This is a genomic window from Pantoea sp. SS70 (assembly GCF_029866845.1).
Classification (GTDB): Bacteria; Pseudomonadota; Gammaproteobacteria; order Enterobacterales; family Enterobacteriaceae; genus Pantoea; species Pantoea leporis.
Genome location: NZ_CP117199.1, coordinates 745,731 through 763,787 on the forward strand (window position 1 = coordinate 745,731; position 18,057 = coordinate 763,787).

Below are 18,057 nucleotides of genomic sequence, written 5' to 3' on the forward strand. Positions count from 1 at the left end.
GTGTGAAGTCAACCTTAAGTACAAGGGTATTTCTGTGAAGTCAGAAGGGCGATGTGCTGTGATTTTTCGGCTGCGCAGAGCAATGACATTAATTAGCAACAGAATAAGTGAATCCATCCACTTAAAAAATCGTTTAGAAAATAGAATTTATTTTAAATAGTTGATAATTAACATCTTAAGTTGATAATACGCATTGCTGATAAAACAAGATTAGGCTTGTTGTTAAGAAGAATATGATGTGATCAGGCCGTTTTATAGATAATCACGCCAGAAAGTAATTATCACAAAAGATTGTGGACTGAGTGGTCAGGCAATATGAAAATCATATTTCTTAGAACACGCTGCAAATAATCTATAAACCAGCATTTTCCTCTGTGGTTATGACGAAGCATTAGTTTAATCCTCGCAGGCAATAATCACGCATCAGTGCCTTTATTGCCGGATCGGGCGCGACGTGGCGTCCTGGCGTTTGCAGGGCGGGTTGTCTGCGGTTATGGTAATCGACCTACTCTCAAATAATTAACTCAAGTAGATTCCCTGTACCTGGAAGGCGGACAGAACGCCGCCTTCTGAGCATAAACATAAGGTTTTGATCTTAATTGGCGATCGGGGGCCGGATATCAGTGGCGTGCGGGAAACGCGAACGTCAGTGGATTCAGTCCCTCAAGCCTGGAGGCAGAAAATGGAGATGTTGTCAGGAGCCGAAATGGTCGTCCGTTCGTTAATCGATCAGGGCGTTAAGCAGGTATTCGGTTATCCGGGCGGAGCGGTGCTCGATATTTACGATGCGCTGCAAACGGTCGGTGGTATTGACCACGTATTAGTCCGTCATGAACAAGGCGCGGTGCACATGGCCGATGGCCTTGCGCGTGCGACCGGTGAAGTGGGCGTGGTGCTAGTAACTTCCGGTCCGGGCGCCACCAACGCGATTACCGGTATTGCAACCGCCTATATGGATTCGATCCCGATGGTAATTCTGTCGGGTCAGGTGCCTTCGTCACTGATTGGTTACGATGCGTTCCAGGAGTGCGACATGGTCGGCATCTCCCGCCCGGTGGTGAAACACAGTTTCCTGGTGAAAAACGCCGAAGAGATCCCAACCGTGCTGAAAAAGGCCTTCTGGCTGGCAGCAAGCGGTCGCCCGGGACCGGTGGTGATCGATCTGCCAAAAGATATCCTGAATCCCGCCAACAAGCTGCCGTACGTCTGGCCGGAAACAGTGAGCATGCGCTCATACAATCCGACCATTCAGGGCCATAAAGGACAGATTAAGCGCGCGCTGCAAACGTTACTGGCAGCACACAAGCCGGTGATTTACGCCGGCGGCGGCGCGATTATGTCGGGCTGCGAAGCCGAGCTGCTGCAGCTGGCAGAGCAACTGAATATTCCGGTAACGACCTCGCTGATGGGCTTGGGCGTGTTCCCTGGCACACATCGTCAGTGTGTCGGCATGCTGGGGATGCACGGCACTTACGAAGCCAACATGACCATGCACAATGCCGATCTGATTTTCGGTATTGGCGTGCGCTTCGACGACCGCACCACCAACAATCTGGCGAAGTACTGCCCGAACGCCACCATCATGCATATCGATGTCGATCCGACGTCGATCTCCAAAACGGTCAGCGCCGACATTCCAATCGTTGGCGATGCGAAGCAGACGCTGGCACAGATGTTAGAGCTGCTGGCGCAAAGCGATGCGAAGCAGGAACTTGATAGCCTGCGCGACTGGTGGCAGACCATTGAAGGCTGGCGCGGTCGCAAGTGCCTGGAATTCGATCGTACCAGCGACAAAATCAAACCGCAGGCAGTCATCGAGACCATCTGTCGTTTGACCAAAGGCGAAGCTTACGTGACGTCTGACGTTGGTCAGCATCAGATGTTTGCCGCACTTTACTACCAGTTCGACAAGCCGCGTCGCTGGATCAACTCCGGCGGCTTAGGCACCATGGGCTTCGGCTTGCCTGCAGCGTTAGGCGTGAAGATGGCGCTGCCGGATGAGACGGTTATCTGCGTGACCGGCGATGGCAGTATCCAGATGAACATTCAGGAGCTGTCGACCGCACTGCAGTACGATTTACCGGTGCTGGTATTAAACCTCAACAACGGCTTCCTCGGCATGGTTAAGCAGTGGCAGGACATGATTTACTCGGGCCGCCACTCGCAGTCCTACATGCAATCGCTGCCTGACTTCGTGCGTCTGGCCGAAGCGTATGGGCATGTGGGCATTTCCATTGCGCATCCGGCGGAGCTGGAAGAGAAGCTGCAGCTGGCACTGGATACGCTGGCGAAAGGCCGTCTGGTGTTTGTCGATGTAAACATTGACGGCAGCGAGCACGTTTACCCGATGCAAATTCGTGGTGGTTCGATGGATGAGATGTGGCTGAGCAAAACGGAGAGGACTTAATTATGCGTCGTATTTTATCGGTTCTGCTGGAAAACGAATCCGGCGCATTGTCCCGCGTAGTGGGGCTGTTCTCTCAACGTGGCTATAACATCGAAAGCCTGACTGTGGCACCGACCGATGATCCCACCTTGTCACGCATGACCATTCAAACGGTCGGCGATGCGAAAGTGCTGGAGCAGATTGAGAAGCAGCTGCACAAGCTGGTGGACGTGTTACGTGTCAGCGAGCTGGGTCAGGGCGCTTACGTTGAGCGTGAGATCATGCTGGTGAAAATCCAGGCCAGCGGTTACGGCCGTGAAGAAGTGAAGCGCAGCGCGGAAATTTTCCGTGGGCAGATTATCGATGTCACGCCAACGCTTTACACGGTTCAGCTGGCAGGCACCAGCGATAAACTCGATGCGTTTCTCAACACCGTGCGTGACGTGGCAGAAATTGTCGAAGTGGCGCGCTCAGGAATTGTGGGTGTGTCGCGCGGCGATCGCGTGATGCGTTAATCACCCAAAGTAACGATTTCATCTGATTCTAACCCGGCGAAATGCCGGGTTTTTTTATTTTATGCGCTTAACCAGGATGCGAGAGAAAAGCGGTTGCTCGGCGTAGTGTTCTGCGGTTAGATGTTACAAATGTTTTACCCATAGCTACTCTGCGGATATTTTCGTCAGCGCTGGCTTATCAGAATTAAGGTGTCACCGTGAAACTGGATGAAATTGCGCGCCTGGCAGGCGTGTCGCGCACCACGGCCAGCTATGTAATTAATGGCAAAGCGCGGCAGTATCGTGTCAGCGAAAAAACCGTCGAAAAAGTGATGGCGGTGGTGCGTGAACACAACTATCACCCCAATGCCGTCGCGGCTGGGCTGCGCGCCGGGCGCACACGTTCAATTGGCCTGGTGATCCCCGATCTGGAAAACACCAGTTACACGCGCATTGCGAATTATCTGGAGCGTCAGGCGCGTCAGCGCGGCTATCAGCTGCTGATTGCCTGCTCAGAAGATCAGCCAGACAACGAAATGCGCTGCATCGAGCATTTGTTGCAGCGCCAGGTTGATGCCATCATTGTTTCAACTTCACTGCCACCAGAGCATCCGTTCTATCAGCGTTGGATCAACGATCCGTTACCGATTATCGCGCTGGACCGTGCGCTGGATCGTGAACACTTTACCAGCGTAGTGGGTGCCGATCAGGATGATGCGCAGGCGCTGGCGGCTGAATTGCGTCAGCTACCGGTGAAAAATGTGCTGTTCCTCGGCGCGCTGCCTGAGTTGTCGGTCAGCTTCCTGCGTGAGTTAGGTTTCCGCGATGCGTGGAAAGATGATGAGCGGCCAATCGATTACATCTACTGCAACAGTTTCGATCGGGCCGCCGCTGCCGCGCTGTTTGAGAAGTACCTCGAAGATCATCCGATGCCGGAGGCACTTTTCACCACATCGTTTGGGCTGCTGCAGGGCGTAATGGACATTACGCTGAAGCGTGATGGTCGCCTGCCGACGGATTTAGCGATCGCCACCTTTGGCGACCATGAATTGCTGGATTTCCTCGAGTGCCCGGTGCTGGCGGTGGGGCAACGTCACCGCGACGTGGCTGAGCGCGTGCTGGAACTGGTGTTAGCCTCGCTAGATGAACCACGTAAACCCAAGCCGGGTTTAACCCGTATTCGTCGCAATTTATTCCGCCGCGGACAATTAAGTCGCCGCTCTAAATGAAATGCTGGGCAGTTCGCTGCCCAGCATTTATTAATCCTGTCGATATTTTGAAACCTTAGGGCGTAAATAAGCGTAAATAATCGCCACTCCAGCTAACAATTTAACCTTGCTGACTTTTCTTAATTGTTTACATGTTCACCAGTGAGGCGTGGCAGCGCTGGCGCGATGATGCTGGGCTTCCTTTCAGAAATCCCCTAAAATGCCGCCGCTGTCGCAGATTGCGGGGCAATTATATTTTTGCGCCGGAGCGCTTTATTTTTCGCCATTTATCCTCGTGCAGAAATTTTTATTCAATTATTCATCAGGTTAATTTTTTATTTTACGAATCCATGTCGATTAATTCCCTCATTGATTAATTTCACCCGATGTAAATAGTGATATTCACTTGCCGTTGCGGCTTGACAAGGATTTCATCGGCTCCGTAAACTCGTTTCGTGGTAAAAAGTGGGATAAAGTGGTGAAAACGGGTGATTGAGGGGTAAGGCTGGCATGTTCCGTGGAGCAACGTTGGTCAATCTCGACAGCAAAGGACGATTAGCAGTACCAACGCGCTATCGTGAATTGCTTGTCGCAGAGTCTCAGGGGCAAATGGTATGCACCATTGACCTCCACCAGCCATGCCTGTTGCTTTATACCCTGCCCGAATGGGAAATCATTGAGAAAAAGCTGTCTCGCTTATCCAGCATGAATCCTGCCGAGCGTCGCGTACAGCGACTGCTGTTGGGACATGCCAGTGAATGCCAGATGGATAATGCGGGTCGTTTGTTGTTGGCGAACACGTTACGTCAACATGCCGGCCTGACCAAAGAAGTGATGCTGGTTGGACAGTTCAATAAGTTTGAGCTGTGGGATGAACAGACCTGGTATCAACAAGTTAAGGATGATATTGACACAGAACAGTCGGCTCAGGAGCCTTTATCTGAGCGGTTGCAGGACTTGTCGCTATAGCTATGCAGGAAAATTTCAAACACACCACAGTGCTGCTGGATGAGGCGGTAAACGGCCTCAATATCAGGGAAGACGGCATTTATATTGATGGCACTTTTGGTCGCGGCGGTCACTCGCGCTTAATCCTTTCGCAGCTTGGTGAGAAAGGGCAACTGATAGCGATTGATCGCGATCCGCAAGCGATAGCCGCAGCCGCTGAGATAAACGATCCGCGCTTCTCGATCGTCCATGGGCCGTTTTCGGCTTTGGCCGAATACGTCGAAGAGCGTGGATTGACCGGCAAGATCGATGGCGTTCTGCTCGATCTGGGCGTTTCTTCTCCGCAACTGGATGATGCCGAACGTGGCTTCTCCTTTATGCGTGATGGGCCACTGGATATGCGTATGGATCCAACACGCGGGCAATCGGCCGCCGAATGGCTGATGAGCGCAGAGGAGGCGGATATCGCTTTCGTGATCAAGACCTACGGTGAAGAGCGTTTCGGTAAACGTATTGCGCGCGCCATCGTAGAGCGTAACCGCGACCAGCCGATGACGCGCACCAAAGAGCTGGCGACGGTGATTGCCGCCGCAATGCCCGTCAAAGACAAATTTAAGCACCCGGCAACGCGTACTTTCCAGGCGATTCGTATCTGGATCAACAGTGAGCTGGAAGAGATCGATACCGCGCTGAAAGGGGCCTTGTCGGTTCTCTCGCCAGGCGGCAGGTTGTCGATCATCAGCTTCCACTCACTGGAAGATCGCTTAGTGAAGCGTTTTATGCGCGATCAGAGCCGTGGTCCGCAGGTGCCAGCAGGCATTCCGATGACGGAGTCGCAGCTTAAAGCCTTAGGCGGTCGTGAGCTGAAAACGCTGGGCAAATTGATTCCTGGCGAAGCCGAAGTGAACGAAAATCCACGTGCGCGCAGTTCGGTATTGCGTATCGCGGAGCGAACGGCCTCATGATTGGCAACGAGCGCCACAGCTTACCCGGTGTCATTGGTGGGGACTTGCTGCGATTTGGCAAGATCCCGCTGTTGCTGTTGATCGCGGTGCTGGTGTCCTCGGTAATGGTCGTGACCACCACGCATAAGACGCGCCTGTTAACGGCGCAGCGTGAACAACTGGTGCTGGAGCGTGATGCGCTCGATATCGAATGGCGCAACCTGATTCTTGAAGAGAACGCACTGGGCGATCACAGCCGCGTAGAGCGGATAGCAACCGATAAACTGCAAATGCAGCATGTTGATCCTTCGCAGGAAAATATTGTGGTGCAGAAATAAGGAATCGCAGAACTCAATGAGTGGCGCAGGCAAAACGCTAAAGTTAAAAAAACAAGAAGATAAGGCCAGCTTTGTAAGCTGGCGCTTTGCGTTACTGTGCGGGTGCATTTTACTGGCGCTGGGCGGACTGCTGTCGCGCGTAGCGTGGCTGCAGGTGATCAACCCTGACAAGCTGGTGAAAGAGGGCGATTTGCGTTCGCTGCGCGTGCAATCGGTGCCAACCGCGCGCGGTATGATCAGCGATCGTGCCGGTCGTCCGCTGGCGGTGAGCGTGCCGGTGAATGCGATCTGGGCCGATCCGAAAGAGCTGACCGAACACGGCGGCGTCTCGCTGGATAGTCGCTGGAAAGCGCTGTCGGATGCGTTATCGATCCCCCTCGATCAGCTTGCTGCACGTATCAATGCCAACCCGAAAGGGCGCTTTGTCTATCTGGCGCGCCAGGTGAATCCAGCGATTGGCGAGTATGTGAAAAAGCTTAAGCTGCCGGGCATCTACCTGCGTGAAGAGTCGCGCCGCTACTATCCGGCGGGCCAGGTGACCGCGCACTTGATTGGTTTTACCAACATTGATGGCCAGGGCATTGAAGGCATCGAAAAAAGCTTCGATAAATGGCTGACCGGCGCACCGGGTGAACGTACGGTGCGTAAAGACCGCAACGGCCGCGTCATTGAAGATATCTCCTCGGTAGATAGCCGCGCTGCGCACAACCTGACGCTAAGCATTGATGAACGTCTGCAGGCGCTGGTGTACCGCGAACTGAATAATGCCGTGGCGTTCAACAAAGCCGAATCAGGCACCGCGGTGCTGGTGGATGTAAACACCGGCGAAGTGCTGGCGATGGCGAACAGCCCCGCTTACAACCCGAATAATCTCAGCAACACGCCGAAAGACGTGATGCGTAACCGCGCTATTACCGACATCTTCGAGCCAGGTTCCACCGTGAAACCGATGGTGGTGATGACGGCTTTGCAGCGCGGTGTGGTGAAAGAGAACAGCGTACTGAATACCGTGCCGTACCGCGTCAATGGTCATGAGATCAAAGACGTGGCGCGCTACAACGAATTGACCCTTACCGGGGTTTTACAGAAGTCGAGTAACGTCGGGGTTTCACGTTTGGCGTTAGCGATGCCCTCCTCAGCACTTGTAGATACTTACGCGCGCTTTGGACTGGGTAAACCGACCAATTTGGGGCTGGTCGGGGAAAGTAGTGGCTTATACCCTCAAAAACAACGGTGGTCTGACATAGAGAGGGCCACCTTCTCTTTCGGCTACGGGCTAATGGTAACGCCGTTACAGTTAGCGCGAGTCTACGCAACCATTGGCAGCTACGGCATCAATCGCCCGCTGTCGATCACCAAAGTTGACCCGCCAGTGGCGGGGGAACGCGTTTTCCAGGAAGACCTGGTGAAAACGGTGATGCACATGATGGAAAGCGTTGCGTTGCCTGGCGGTGGTGGGGTGAAAGCCGCCATCAAGGGCTATCGCATTGCCATCAAAACCGGTACCGCCAAGAAAGTTGGACCGGATGGACGTTACGTCAACAAATACATTGCTTATACCGCAGGCGTTGCGCCTGCCAGCCGTCCTCGTTTTGCGCTGGTGGTGGTGATCAACGATCCCCAGGCCGGTAAATATTATGGTGGTGCGGTTTCAGCACCGGTGTTTGGCGCCATCATGGGCGGCGTATTGCGTACCATGAATATCGAACCTGATGCGCTGCCAACAGTTGATAAGAACGAGTTGGTGAAGAATAGAAGTGAGGAATCAAGTGACAGATCGTAACCTGCGCGACTTACTGGCCCCGTGGGTGCCGGGTGCGCCGGCGCGTCCACTCCGTGACATGACACTAGATAGCCGCGCGGCGGCTTCTGGCGATCTGTTTATCGCCGTGGCGGGTCATCATGCTGATGGACGTCGTTTTATTCCGCAGGCTATTGCACAAGGCGTAGCGGCAGTGATTGCCGAAGCCGAAGGCGAAGCCAGCGATGGAGATATCCGCGAGATGCATGGCGTCCCGGTTATCTATCTGGCGCAGTTGCAGCAGCGTCTCTCTGCACTGGCCGGACGCTTTTATCAGCAGCCTGCAAGCAAACTGAAATTGATTGGTGTTACTGGCACTAACGGCAAAACCACCACCACGCAACTGATGGCGCAGTGGGCCAATCTGCTCGGTGAAACCGGCGCAGTGATGGGCACGGTAGGCAATGGCCTTTACGGTCAACTGGTGGCAACCGAAAACACCACCGGTTCTGCGGTGGATGTGCAGCATGTGCTGAATGATTTAGCCGGGCAGGGCGCAACCCTGACGGCAATGGAAGTCTCCTCGCACGGCTTGGTGCAGCATCGCGTTGCCGCCTTGCCGTTTGCGGCCGCGGTATTTACTAACCTGAGCCGCGATCACCTCGATTATCACGGTGATATGGAGAGTTATGAATCTGCTAAATGGTTACTGTTCTCTGAGCATCAGGTCGCTGAAGCCATCATCAATGCTGATGATGAAGTGGGCCGTCGCTGGCTGGCGAAATTGCCGGATGCGGTAGCAGTCACCATGGAAGACAATCTGCAATCGGGCTGTCATGGCCGCTGGCTGAAAGCCACGGCGGTGGATTATCACGACGGCGGTGCGCATATTCAGTTCAGCTCCAGCTGGGGTAACGGCGAGTTTGATAGCCGCCTGATGGGCGCTTTCAACGTGAGCAACCTATTGCTGGCGCTGGGTACGCTGCTGGCGCTGGATTACCCGCTTGATGCGCTGGTTGCTACTGCACCGCAGCTGCAGCCGGTGTGTGGTCGCATGGAAGTATTCACTGCGCCAGACAAACCTACGGTGGTTGTCGATTACGCTCACACGCCGGATGCGCTGGAAAAAGCGCTGGAAGCGGCGCGTCTGCATTGTAAAGGCCAGCTGTGGTGCGTGTTTGGCTGCGGTGGCGATCGTGACAAAGGCAAACGTCCGCTAATGGGCGCGATTGCTGAGCAATTCTCCGACATCGTCGTGATCACCGACGATAATCCGCGCAGCGAAGAGCCGATGGCGATTGTGAATGACATTCTTACCGGCTTGCTCGATCCGGGCCGCGCACGCGTGGTTTCCGGTCGTGCGCAGGCGGTCACCAACGCCGTGATGCAAGCTGGCGCCGATGACATCGTGTTGGTGGCCGGAAAAGGCCACGAAGATTATCAAATCATTGGCAACCGCCGTTTGGATTACTCCGATCGCGACACCGTCGCCCGTTTGTTGGGGGTGATGGCATGATTCCCGTTTCTCTCAATACGCTGGCCGAAATCAGCAGCGGTCAACTGCATGGCGCGGATTTAACCCTTGCCGATGTCACCACCGATACCCGCAAAGTCACCGCCGGCAGCCTGTTTGTGGCGCTGGTGGGTGAACGTTTTGATGCTCACGATTTTGCTAACGATGCCATTGCCAACGGCGCGCAGGCGCTGCTGGTCAGTAAGCTGCTGCCGGTTTCAATACCGCAAGTGGTTGTGGCTGATACGCGGATTGCTTTCGGCCAACTCGCCGCGTGGGTACGCCAACAGGCGAATGCTCGCGTGGTTGCGTTGACCGGTTCATCTGGCAAAACCTCGGTCAAAGAGATGACCGCCGCGATTTTGCGTCAGTGTGGCGAAACGCTTTACACGGCCGGCAACCTGAACAACGACTTCGGCGTACCAATGACACTGCTGCGTCTCACCAAAGAGCATGCTTACGCGGTGATCGAGTTAGGTGCCAACCATCAGGGTGAAATTGCTTACACCACCGATCTGGTGCGTCCGGAAACTGCGCTGGTGAATAACCTTGCTGCTGCCCATCTGGAAGGCTTTGGCTCGCTGGCGGGCGTGGCGAAAGCCAAAGGCGAAATTTTTGGCGGCTTGCCGGTACACGGCACCGCGATCGTCAACGCTGACAGCAACGATCTGGCCAACTGGAAATCACAGTTTGCAGATAAAACCTTGTGGCGCTTCTCGCCGCAGCCGATGGCTGATGCAGAGTTCCGCGCCAGCGAAATCGTGCTGCGAGCCGATGCCACGCTGTTCACGCTGCATACGCCACGCGGTGATATCGCCGTGGAGCTGCCGCTGCCGGGCCGTCATAACATCTCGAATGCGTTAGCCGCTGCAGCGTTGGCATTGTCAGTAGATGCGCCGCTGTCGGCGATTCAAGCTGGCCTTAAAACCTTGCAGGCTGTTCCTGGTCGACTGTTCCCGATTCGCCTGGCGGCCAATCAACTGCTGCTGGATGACAGCTACAACGCCAATGTCGGTTCGATGACTGCCGCCGCACAGGTGCTAGGCGATATGCCGGGCTACCGCGTGATGGTAGTAGGCGATATGGCTGAATTGGGTGATGAAGCCGAACTGTGTCATCGCCAGGTCGGCGATGCGGCCAAAGCGGCCGGTGTCGATCGCGTGCTGAGCATTGGGACTCTGAGCCAGCTGATTGGCGAAAACAGCGGTAAAGGCGAGCATTTCGCAACGAAAGCCGCGCTAACTAAACGTTTACGCACATTGCTGTCCGAACATCAGGACATCACTATTTTGGTTAAAGGTTCACGTAGTGCCGCCATGGAGCAGGTAGTACAGAGCTTACAGGAGAAAGGAACATGCTAGTCTGGCTGGCCGAACATCTGGTCGCATTTTATTCCGGCTTTAACGTCTTCTCGTATCTGACGTTTCGCGCCATTGTCAGCCTGCTGACCGCCTTGTTCATTTCTCTGTGGATGGGCCCGCGCCTGATTGCCTGGCTGCAGAAGCTGCAGATCGGTCAGGTGGTGCGTAACGACGGTCCAGAGTCACACTTCAGCAAACGCGGCACGCCAACCATGGGCGGCGTGATGATCCTCACCTCCATCACCATTTCGGTACTGATGTGGGCCTATCCGTCTAATCCATACGTCTGGTGCGTACTGGTGGTGCTGGTCGGTTTTGGCATCATCGGCTTTGTGGATGACTATCGTAAGGTGGTGCGCAAAGACACCAAAGGCCTGATCGCGCGCTGGAAATATTTCTGGATGTCAGTGATTTCGCTGGCGGTTGCGTTCGCGCTGTTTATCGCTGGTAAAGATACGCCTGCAACGCAGCTGGTGGTGCCATTCTTTAAAGACGTGATGCCGCAGCTGGGCCTGTTCTACGTGGTGCTGGCCTACTTCGTGATTGTCGGTACCGGCAACGCAGTTAACTTAACGGATGGCCTTGATGGCTTAGCCATTATGCCAACGGTGTTCGTGGCAGCAGGCTTTGCGCTGGTGGCGTGGGCGACCGGTAACGTCAAGTTTGCCGAATATCTGCACATTCCTTATTTACGGCACGCGGGCGAATTAGTGATTGTCTGCACCGCGATTGTCGGAGCCGGACTCGGATTTTTGTGGTTCAACACCTATCCAGCGCAAGTGTTCATGGGCGATGTCGGCTCATTGGCGCTGGGTGGCGCGCTCGGCACCATCGCCGTGCTGCTGCGTCAGGAATTCTTGCTGTTAATCATGGGCGGCGTGTTTGTGGTCGAAACGCTGTCGGTGATTCTGCAGGTGGGATCGTTCAAGCTACGCGGTCAACGCATTTTCCGCATGGCACCGATTCACCATCACTATGAATTGAAAGGCTGGCCGGAGCCGCGCGTCATCGTGCGCTTCTGGATTATTTCGCTGATGCTGGTGCTGATTGGCCTGGCAACGCTGAAGGTACGTTAATCATGGCTGACTATCGGGGCAGAAAAGTCGTCATCATTGGATTAGGCATTACTGGCCTCTCCTGTGTTGATTTCTTCCTCGCGCAAGGCGTAACGCCACGCGTGATGGATACCCGTGTCTCGCCGCCGGGGCTGGACAAACTGCCAGCTTCGGTGGAGCGCTATGTTGGCGGTATTAATAGTGATTGGCTGCTGGCCTCCGATCTGATTATCGCCAGCCCCGGGATCGCGCTGGCGCATCCTGCATTAAGCGAAGCAGCCGATGCCGGGATTGAAATCATCGGCGATATTGAGCTGTTCTGCCGTGAAGCGCAGGCTCCGATTGTGGCGATCACCGGTTCGAATGGTAAAAGCACCGTGACGACCCTGGTGGGCGAAATGGCGCGTGCTGCAGGTTGGCAGGTGGGCGTGGGCGGCAATATCGGTTTGCCGGCGCTGACGCTTTTGAAATCGCCAGCACAGCTTTATGTACTCGAACTCTCCAGCTTCCAGCTGGAAACCACGCATAGCCTGAAAGCGGCGGCGGCGACGATCCTCAATCTCACCGAGGATCACATGGATCGCTATCCGCTCGGCATGCAGCAGTATCGTGCCGCCAAGCTGCGCATTTACGAAAACGCCAGCGTCTGCATAGTGAATGCTGACGATGGCATGACCATGCCGGTGCGCGGTGTTGATCAGCGCTGCGTAAGCTTCGGCATCAACCTCGGCGATTATCATCTCAATCAGCAGCAGGGCAGCACCTGGCTGCGGGTAAAGGGCGAGAAAGTCCTGAACACCGATGAGATGACGCTGGTCGGTCAACACAATTACACCAACGCGCTGGCAGCGCTGGCATTGGCCGACGCGGTGAATATTCCACGCGCTTCCAGCCTGAAAGCGTTAACCACCTTTACCGGCCTGGCGCATCGCTTCCAATTGGTGCATGAAGCCCACGGTGTGCGCTGGATTAACGATTCCAAAGCCACCAACGTTGGCAGCACCGAAGCGGCGCTGAATGGCTTGCAGGTGAAAGGTACCTTGTGGCTGCTGCTGGGCGGCGACGGCAAGTCGGCTGATTTCAGCCCGCTGGCGCGCTATCTGCAGGGCGACAACGTGAAGCTGTTCTGTTTTGGTCGAGATGGTGATGCGTTAGCGACATTGCGTCCGGAGATCGCCACGCGCACTGAAACCATGCAGCAGGCGATGACGCAGATTGCCGCCCAGGTTAAAGCCGGCGATATGGTGCTGTTATCACCGGCCTGCGCCAGCCTTGACCAGTTCCGTAATTTTGAACAGCGCGGCGATCAGTTCGCGCAACTGGCAAGGGAGTTGAGCTGATGCGCATTCCTGGAGCCGGTATCGCCAACTATCTGTCGTTGCGCCTGCGTGAGTGGGTGATGGGCGCGCGCGACAGTGATGATGCGCCGGTGGTGCTGTACGATCGCACGCTGCTGTGGCTGACCTTTGGGCTGGCGCTGATTGGTTTTGTGATGGTGACGTCGGCGTCGATGCCGGTTGGTCAACGTCTGAACGAAGATCCGTTCTACTTTGCCAAGCGTGATGCGTTTTATATCGCTTTGGCGTTTGGTATGGCGCTGGTGACCTTGCGCATCCCAATGGATTTCTGGCAGCGCTACAGCAACGTGATGCTGATGGTGTCCGTGGTGATGCTGCTGATCGTCTTGGTCGTCGGTAGCTCGGTGAACGGTGCATCGCGCTGGATTGCCCTTGGCCCGCTGCGTATTCAGCCGGCCGAGCTTTCGAAGTTGACGCTGTTCTGCTATCTCGCCAGCTATCTGGTGCGCAAAGTCGAAGAGGTGCGTAACAACTTCTGGGGTTTCTGTAAGCCGATGGGCGTGATGGTGGTGCTGGCCGTGCTACTGCTGGCGCAGCCGGATCTCGGTACCGTCGTTGTGCTGTTTGTTACCACGCTGGCGATGCTGTTCCTCGCCGGGGCGAAAATGTGGCAGTTCCTGGCGATCATCGGCTCCGGCATTTTCGCCGTGGTGCTGCTGATCATCGCCGAACCGTACCGTATGCGCCGTGTGACCTCCTTCTGGAACCCGTGGGAAGATCCCTTCGGCAGCGGCTACCAGCTGACGCAATCGTTGATGGCGTTTGGGCGCGGTGAGTTCTGGGGGCAGGGCTTAGGCAACTCGGTGCAGAAACTGGAATATCTGCCGGAAGCACATACCGACTTCATCTTCTCCATCATCGGTGAAGAGTTGGGTTATGTCGGTGTGGTTTTAGCGCTGTTGATGGTATTCTTCGTCGCTTTTCGCGCGATGTCGATTGGTCGCCGTGCTCTGGAGATCGATCAGCGCTTCTCAGGCTTCCTCGCTTGCTCAATTGGCGTGTGGTTTAGCTTCCAGGCGCTGGTTAACGTGGGTGCAGCTGCTGGCATGCTGCCGACGAAAGGTCTGACGCTGCCGCTGATCAGTTACGGTGGTTCGAGTCTGATCATCATGTCGACCGCCATCGTGTTTTTATTACGCATAGATTATGAAACGCGTCTGGCAAAAGCGCAGGCGTTTACCCGAGGTGCACGATGAGTGGCAAACGGTTGATGGTCATGGCAGGCGGTACTGGCGGACATGTGTTCCCGGGTCTGGCCGTTGCCCATCACCTGATGGAACAAGGCTGGCAGGTGCGCTGGCTGGGAACCGCTGACCGAATGGAAGCGGATTTGGTGCCGAAACACGGCATTGAAATTGATTTTATCCGCATCAGCGGTTTACGCGGTAAAGGTGTTAAAGCGCAGTTGCTGGCACCGGTACGCATCTTCAATGCATGGCGCCAGGCGCGTCGCATCATGAAGAGCTGGCAGCCGGATGTGGTGCTGGGAATGGGCGGCTACGTTTCGGGTCCTGGCGGCTTAGCGGCGTGGAGCTGCGGTATTCCGGTGGTGCTGCATGAGCAGAACGGCATTGCCGGACTGACCAACAAGTGGCTGGCGAAGATCGCCACCAAAGTGATGCAGGCGTTTCCGGGGGCGTTTCCAAATGCTGAAGTGGTTGGCAATCCGGTGCGTACCGATGTGTTAGCGCTGCCGTTACCGGCAGAGCGCCTAAGTGCACGTTTCGGCCCGATTCGCGTGCTGGTGGTTGGCGGCAGTCAGGGCGCGCGCATCCTTAACCAGACCGTGCCGCAAGTGGCCGCAGCGTTGGGCGATGCCATTACGGTTTGGCATCAAACCGGTAAAGGCGGACTGGAAACCGTGCAGCAGGCTTACCGCGCAGCGGGTCAGCCGCAGCACAAAGTCACCGAGTTTATCGATGACATGGCCGAAGCTTACGCCTGGGCCGATGTCGTAGTGTGCCGTTCGGGCGCATTGACGGTAAGTGAAGTGGCGGCCGCAGGTTTACCGGCAATCTTCGTACCGTTTCAGCACAAAGATCGTCAGCAGTACTGGAACGCGTTGCCGCTGGAAAAAGCGGGCGCAGCCAAAATTTTCGAGCAGCCGCAGTTCACCGCGGCTGTGGTAGCGGACACGCTGCGTCACTGGGATCGCACCACATTGTTGGCGATGGCAGAAAAAGCCCGTCAGGTCGCGATTCCCGATGCAACCGAGCGGGTTGCAAATGAAGTGGCGCGCGTCGCGAAGTAAATTAATCGGCCAGTTGATTTGGCCCGTACCTTTTAGCAGGTACAAACGGGAAAAACAGGTAATTGAAACAGATGAATACACAACAATTGGCAAAACTGCGTTCTATTGTGCCCGAGATGCGTCGCGTCCGGCACATTCACTTTGTCGGCATCGGTGGTGCTGGCATGGGCGGTATTGCCGAGGTGTTGGCGAACGAAGGCTATCACATCAGCGGTTCTGATTTGGCACCGAACGCGGTGACACAGCATCTGGCTGCGCTGGGTGCGACGATTTATTTCAACCATCGTCCGGAAAACGTCACCGATGCCAGCGTTGTCGTGGTGTCGACGGCTGTAGCGCAGGATAATCCTGAACTGGTTGCCGCTCGTGAGCAGCGTATTCCCGTGATTCGTCGCGCTGAGATGTTGGCTGAACTGATGCGTTTCCGTCATGGCATTGCGGTTGCGGGCACGCACGGTAAAACCACCACCACCGCGATGGTGACCAGCATTTACGCGGAAGGCGGACTGGATCCCACCTTCGTTAACGGTGGCTTGGTTAAAGCCGCAGGTACGCATGCGCGCCTGGGCAGCAGCCGTTATCTGATTGCTGAAGCAGATGAAAGTGATGCGTCCTTCCTGCATCTGCAACCGATGGTGGCAATTGTCACCAACATCGAAGCGGATCACATGGACACTTATCAGGGCGATTTCGAGAACCTGAAGCAGACGTTCATTAACTTCCTGCACAACCTGCCATTCTATGGACGCGCGGTAATGTGCGTGGATGATGCAGTGATTCGTGACCTGATCCCACGCGTAGGCCGCCAGGTAACCACCTACGGCTTCAGCGATGACGCGGATGTGCGTATCGAGAATTACGAGCAGCGTGGCGCACAAGGCCACTTCACCATTATTCGTCAGGATAAGCCGGTGCTGAAAGTGACGCTGAATGCGCCTGGCCGTCATAACGCGCTGAACGCGGCCGCCGCGGTAGCTGTTGCCAGCGAAGAGGGGATTGAAGATAACGCGATTCTGGCCGCGCTGGAGAGCTTCCAGGGCACCGGACGCCGCTTTGACGTGCTGGGCGAGTTCGATACCGCCGCCGTCAACGGTAATCCAGGCAGTGCGATGCTGGTCGACGATTACGGCCACCATCCCACCGAAGTGGATGTCACCATCAAAGCCGCACGTGCGGGCTGGCCTGACAAGAAGCTGGTGATGGTGTTCCAGCCGCATCGCTACACGCGTACGCGTGACCTGTTTGATGATTTCGCTAATGTGCTGTCGCAGGTGGATGTGTTGTTGATGCTGGATGTCTATCCGGCGGGTGAAGCGGCGATTCCCGGCGCTGATAGCCGCTCGCTGTGCCGCGCGATTCGTAACCGTGGCAAAGTTGATCCGATTCTGGTCTCTGAGCATGACGCGCTGCCAGATGCGCTGGCACCGTTGCTGTCGGGCGACGATCTGGTGATCGTGCAGGGCGCAGGCAACATCGGCAAGATTGCCCGCAAGCTGGCCGAAAACGAATTACAGCCTGCCGTTAAGTCGGAGGCGCGCCATGACTGAGAAGGTTGCAGTATTGATGGGCGGCACCTCGGCCGAGCGTGATGTGTCGCTGATGTCCGGTGCGGCAGTGCTGGCCGGACTGCGTGAAATGGGCATTGGTGCGCATGCAGTCGATACGCGTGATGTGTCGGTGCTTGACCTGAAACAGCAAGGTTTCGCTAAAGCGTTTATTGCTTTGCACGGTCGTGGTGGTGAAGACGGCACGCTGCAAGCGGTGCTGGAGTTTCTGCAACTGCCCTATACCGGCAGCGGTGTGATGGCTTCCGCCATCACCATGGATAAGCTGCGCAGCAAATTGCTGTGGCAGGGCAGGGGATTACCCTCAGGCAAATTTGTTTGGCTGACGCGTCAGCAGCATGAACAAGGTTTAAACGCGGATACTACCAAAGCCATTGAGGCGCTGGGTTTACCGCTATTTGTCAAGCCAAGCTGCGAAGGTTCTAGCGTCGGTATCAGCCGCGTGAACCATGCGGATGCATTACCCGCAGCGCTTGAAGAAGCCTTTCGTCATGATGATGACGTGCTGATCGAAGCTTTTCTGAGCGGCGCGGAATACACCGTGGGCATCGTGGGTGAGCAAATTCTGCCTTCTATCAGAATTAAAACCGCCAGCGAGTTCTATGACTATGAAGCTAAATACATTTCTGACGATACTGAATACTTCTGCCCGAGCGGATTAAGCGCCGAGCAGGAAGCAGAATTGCAGACGTTGGTGTGGTCAGCCTGGCGCGCATTGGGTTGCAGCGGCTGGGGTCGCGTGGACGTGATGGCTGACGGTGAGGGCAACTTCCAGCTGCTGGAAGTGAATACTTCGCCCGGCATGACCAGCCACAGTTTAGTGCCGATGGCCGCGAAGCAAGCGGGATACAGCTTCCCGCAGCTGGTGGCGCGTATTCTGGAGCTGGCTGACTGA

The 18,057-nt window shown here is 55.6% G+C and carries 15 protein-coding genes; all 15 read left to right on the forward strand.

Translation table 11 applies throughout. From position 1 onward, the window contains the following. Nucleotides 1-682: 682 nt before the first annotated feature. The 15 genes from ilvI to PO881_RS03400 all read left to right on the forward strand — a co-directional run bounded on the left by ilvI (nucleotide 683) and on the right by PO881_RS03400 (nucleotide 18,057). Nucleotides 683-2,407, forward strand: a complete 1,725-nt coding sequence (gene ilvI, locus PO881_RS03330) for an acetolactate synthase 3 large subunit (RefSeq protein ID WP_137385150.1) — start codon at nucleotides 683-685, stop codon at nucleotides 2,405-2,407. 2 nt (nucleotides 2,408-2,409) lie between these two features. After that, the gene (gene ilvN, locus PO881_RS03335; RefSeq protein WP_007885011.1) at nucleotides 2,410-2,901 is read left to right on the forward strand and encodes an acetolactate synthase small subunit; all 492 of its coding nucleotides are present in this window, start codon (nucleotides 2,410-2,412) and stop codon (nucleotides 2,899-2,901) included. 197 nt (nucleotides 2,902-3,098) lie between these two features. Beyond that, a complete protein-coding gene (cra, locus tag PO881_RS03340) occupies nucleotides 3,099-4,109 on the forward strand; it encodes a catabolite repressor/activator (protein WP_101762121.1) in 1,011 nt (336 codons plus the stop codon). Nucleotides 4,110-4,598: 489 nt separating this feature from the next. Then, nucleotides 4,599-5,057 carry a division/cell wall cluster transcriptional repressor MraZ gene (mraZ, locus tag PO881_RS03345; protein ID WP_007885013.1) on the forward strand — a complete coding sequence of 153 codons (459 nt, stop codon included), beginning with the start codon at nucleotides 4,599-4,601 and terminating at the stop codon, nucleotides 5,055-5,057. A gap of 2 nt (nucleotides 5,058-5,059) precedes the next feature. Continuing rightward, the gene (gene rsmH, locus PO881_RS03350) at nucleotides 5,060-6,001 is read left to right on the forward strand and encodes a 16S rRNA (cytosine(1402)-N(4))-methyltransferase RsmH (protein WP_192412399.1); all 942 of its coding nucleotides are present in this window, start codon (nucleotides 5,060-5,062) and stop codon (nucleotides 5,999-6,001) included. After that, a complete protein-coding gene (gene ftsL / locus PO881_RS03355; RefSeq protein WP_101762119.1) occupies nucleotides 5,998-6,318 on the forward strand; it encodes a cell division protein FtsL in 321 nt (106 codons plus the stop codon). The genes rsmH and ftsL overlap by 4 nt, the downstream gene beginning before the upstream one ends. 16 nt (nucleotides 6,319-6,334) lie before the next feature. After that, complete coding sequence (locus PO881_RS03360) at nucleotides 6,335-8,101, forward strand: peptidoglycan glycosyltransferase FtsI (protein ID WP_008108616.1); 1,767 nt, start codon at nucleotides 6,335-6,337, stop codon at nucleotides 8,099-8,101. Further along, nucleotides 8,088-9,575, forward strand: coding sequence for a UDP-N-acetylmuramoyl-L-alanyl-D-glutamate--2,6-diaminopimelate ligase (gene murE, locus PO881_RS03365; protein WP_280172452.1), 1,488 nt, complete (start codon nucleotides 8,088-8,090; stop codon nucleotides 9,573-9,575). The genes PO881_RS03360 and murE overlap by 14 nt, the downstream gene beginning before the upstream one ends. Then, the gene (murF, locus tag PO881_RS03370; RefSeq protein ID WP_280172453.1) at nucleotides 9,572-10,933 is read left to right on the forward strand and encodes a UDP-N-acetylmuramoyl-tripeptide--D-alanyl-D-alanine ligase; all 1,362 of its coding nucleotides are present in this window, start codon (nucleotides 9,572-9,574) and stop codon (nucleotides 10,931-10,933) included. Before murE ends, murF begins: the two co-directional genes overlap by 4 nt. Then, complete coding sequence (gene mraY / locus PO881_RS03375; RefSeq protein WP_007888613.1) at nucleotides 10,927-12,009, forward strand: phospho-N-acetylmuramoyl-pentapeptide-transferase; 1,083 nt, start codon at nucleotides 10,927-10,929, stop codon at nucleotides 12,007-12,009. Before murF ends, mraY begins: the two co-directional genes overlap by 7 nt. 2 nt (nucleotides 12,010-12,011) lie before the next feature. Beyond that, nucleotides 12,012-13,328, forward strand: a complete 1,317-nt coding sequence (murD, locus tag PO881_RS03380) for a UDP-N-acetylmuramoyl-L-alanine--D-glutamate ligase (RefSeq protein WP_280172454.1) — start codon at nucleotides 12,012-12,014, stop codon at nucleotides 13,326-13,328. Beyond that, complete coding sequence (ftsW, locus tag PO881_RS03385; RefSeq protein WP_101762115.1) at nucleotides 13,328-14,542, forward strand: cell division protein FtsW; 1,215 nt, start codon at nucleotides 13,328-13,330, stop codon at nucleotides 14,540-14,542. Before murD ends, ftsW begins: the two co-directional genes overlap by 1 nt. Beyond that, complete coding sequence (murG, locus tag PO881_RS03390; RefSeq protein WP_101762114.1) at nucleotides 14,539-15,597, forward strand: undecaprenyldiphospho-muramoylpentapeptide beta-N-acetylglucosaminyltransferase; 1,059 nt, start codon at nucleotides 14,539-14,541, stop codon at nucleotides 15,595-15,597. The genes ftsW and murG overlap by 4 nt, the downstream gene beginning before the upstream one ends. A 71-nt stretch (nucleotides 15,598-15,668) precedes the next feature. Then, nucleotides 15,669-17,144, forward strand: a complete 1,476-nt coding sequence (murC, locus tag PO881_RS03395; RefSeq protein WP_101762113.1) for a UDP-N-acetylmuramate--L-alanine ligase — start codon at nucleotides 15,669-15,671, stop codon at nucleotides 17,142-17,144. Then, on the forward strand, nucleotides 17,137-18,057 hold the full coding sequence (locus tag PO881_RS03400) for a D-alanine--D-alanine ligase (RefSeq protein WP_101762112.1): 921 nt from the start codon (nucleotides 17,137-17,139) through the stop codon (nucleotides 18,055-18,057). The genes murC and PO881_RS03400 overlap by 8 nt, the downstream gene beginning before the upstream one ends.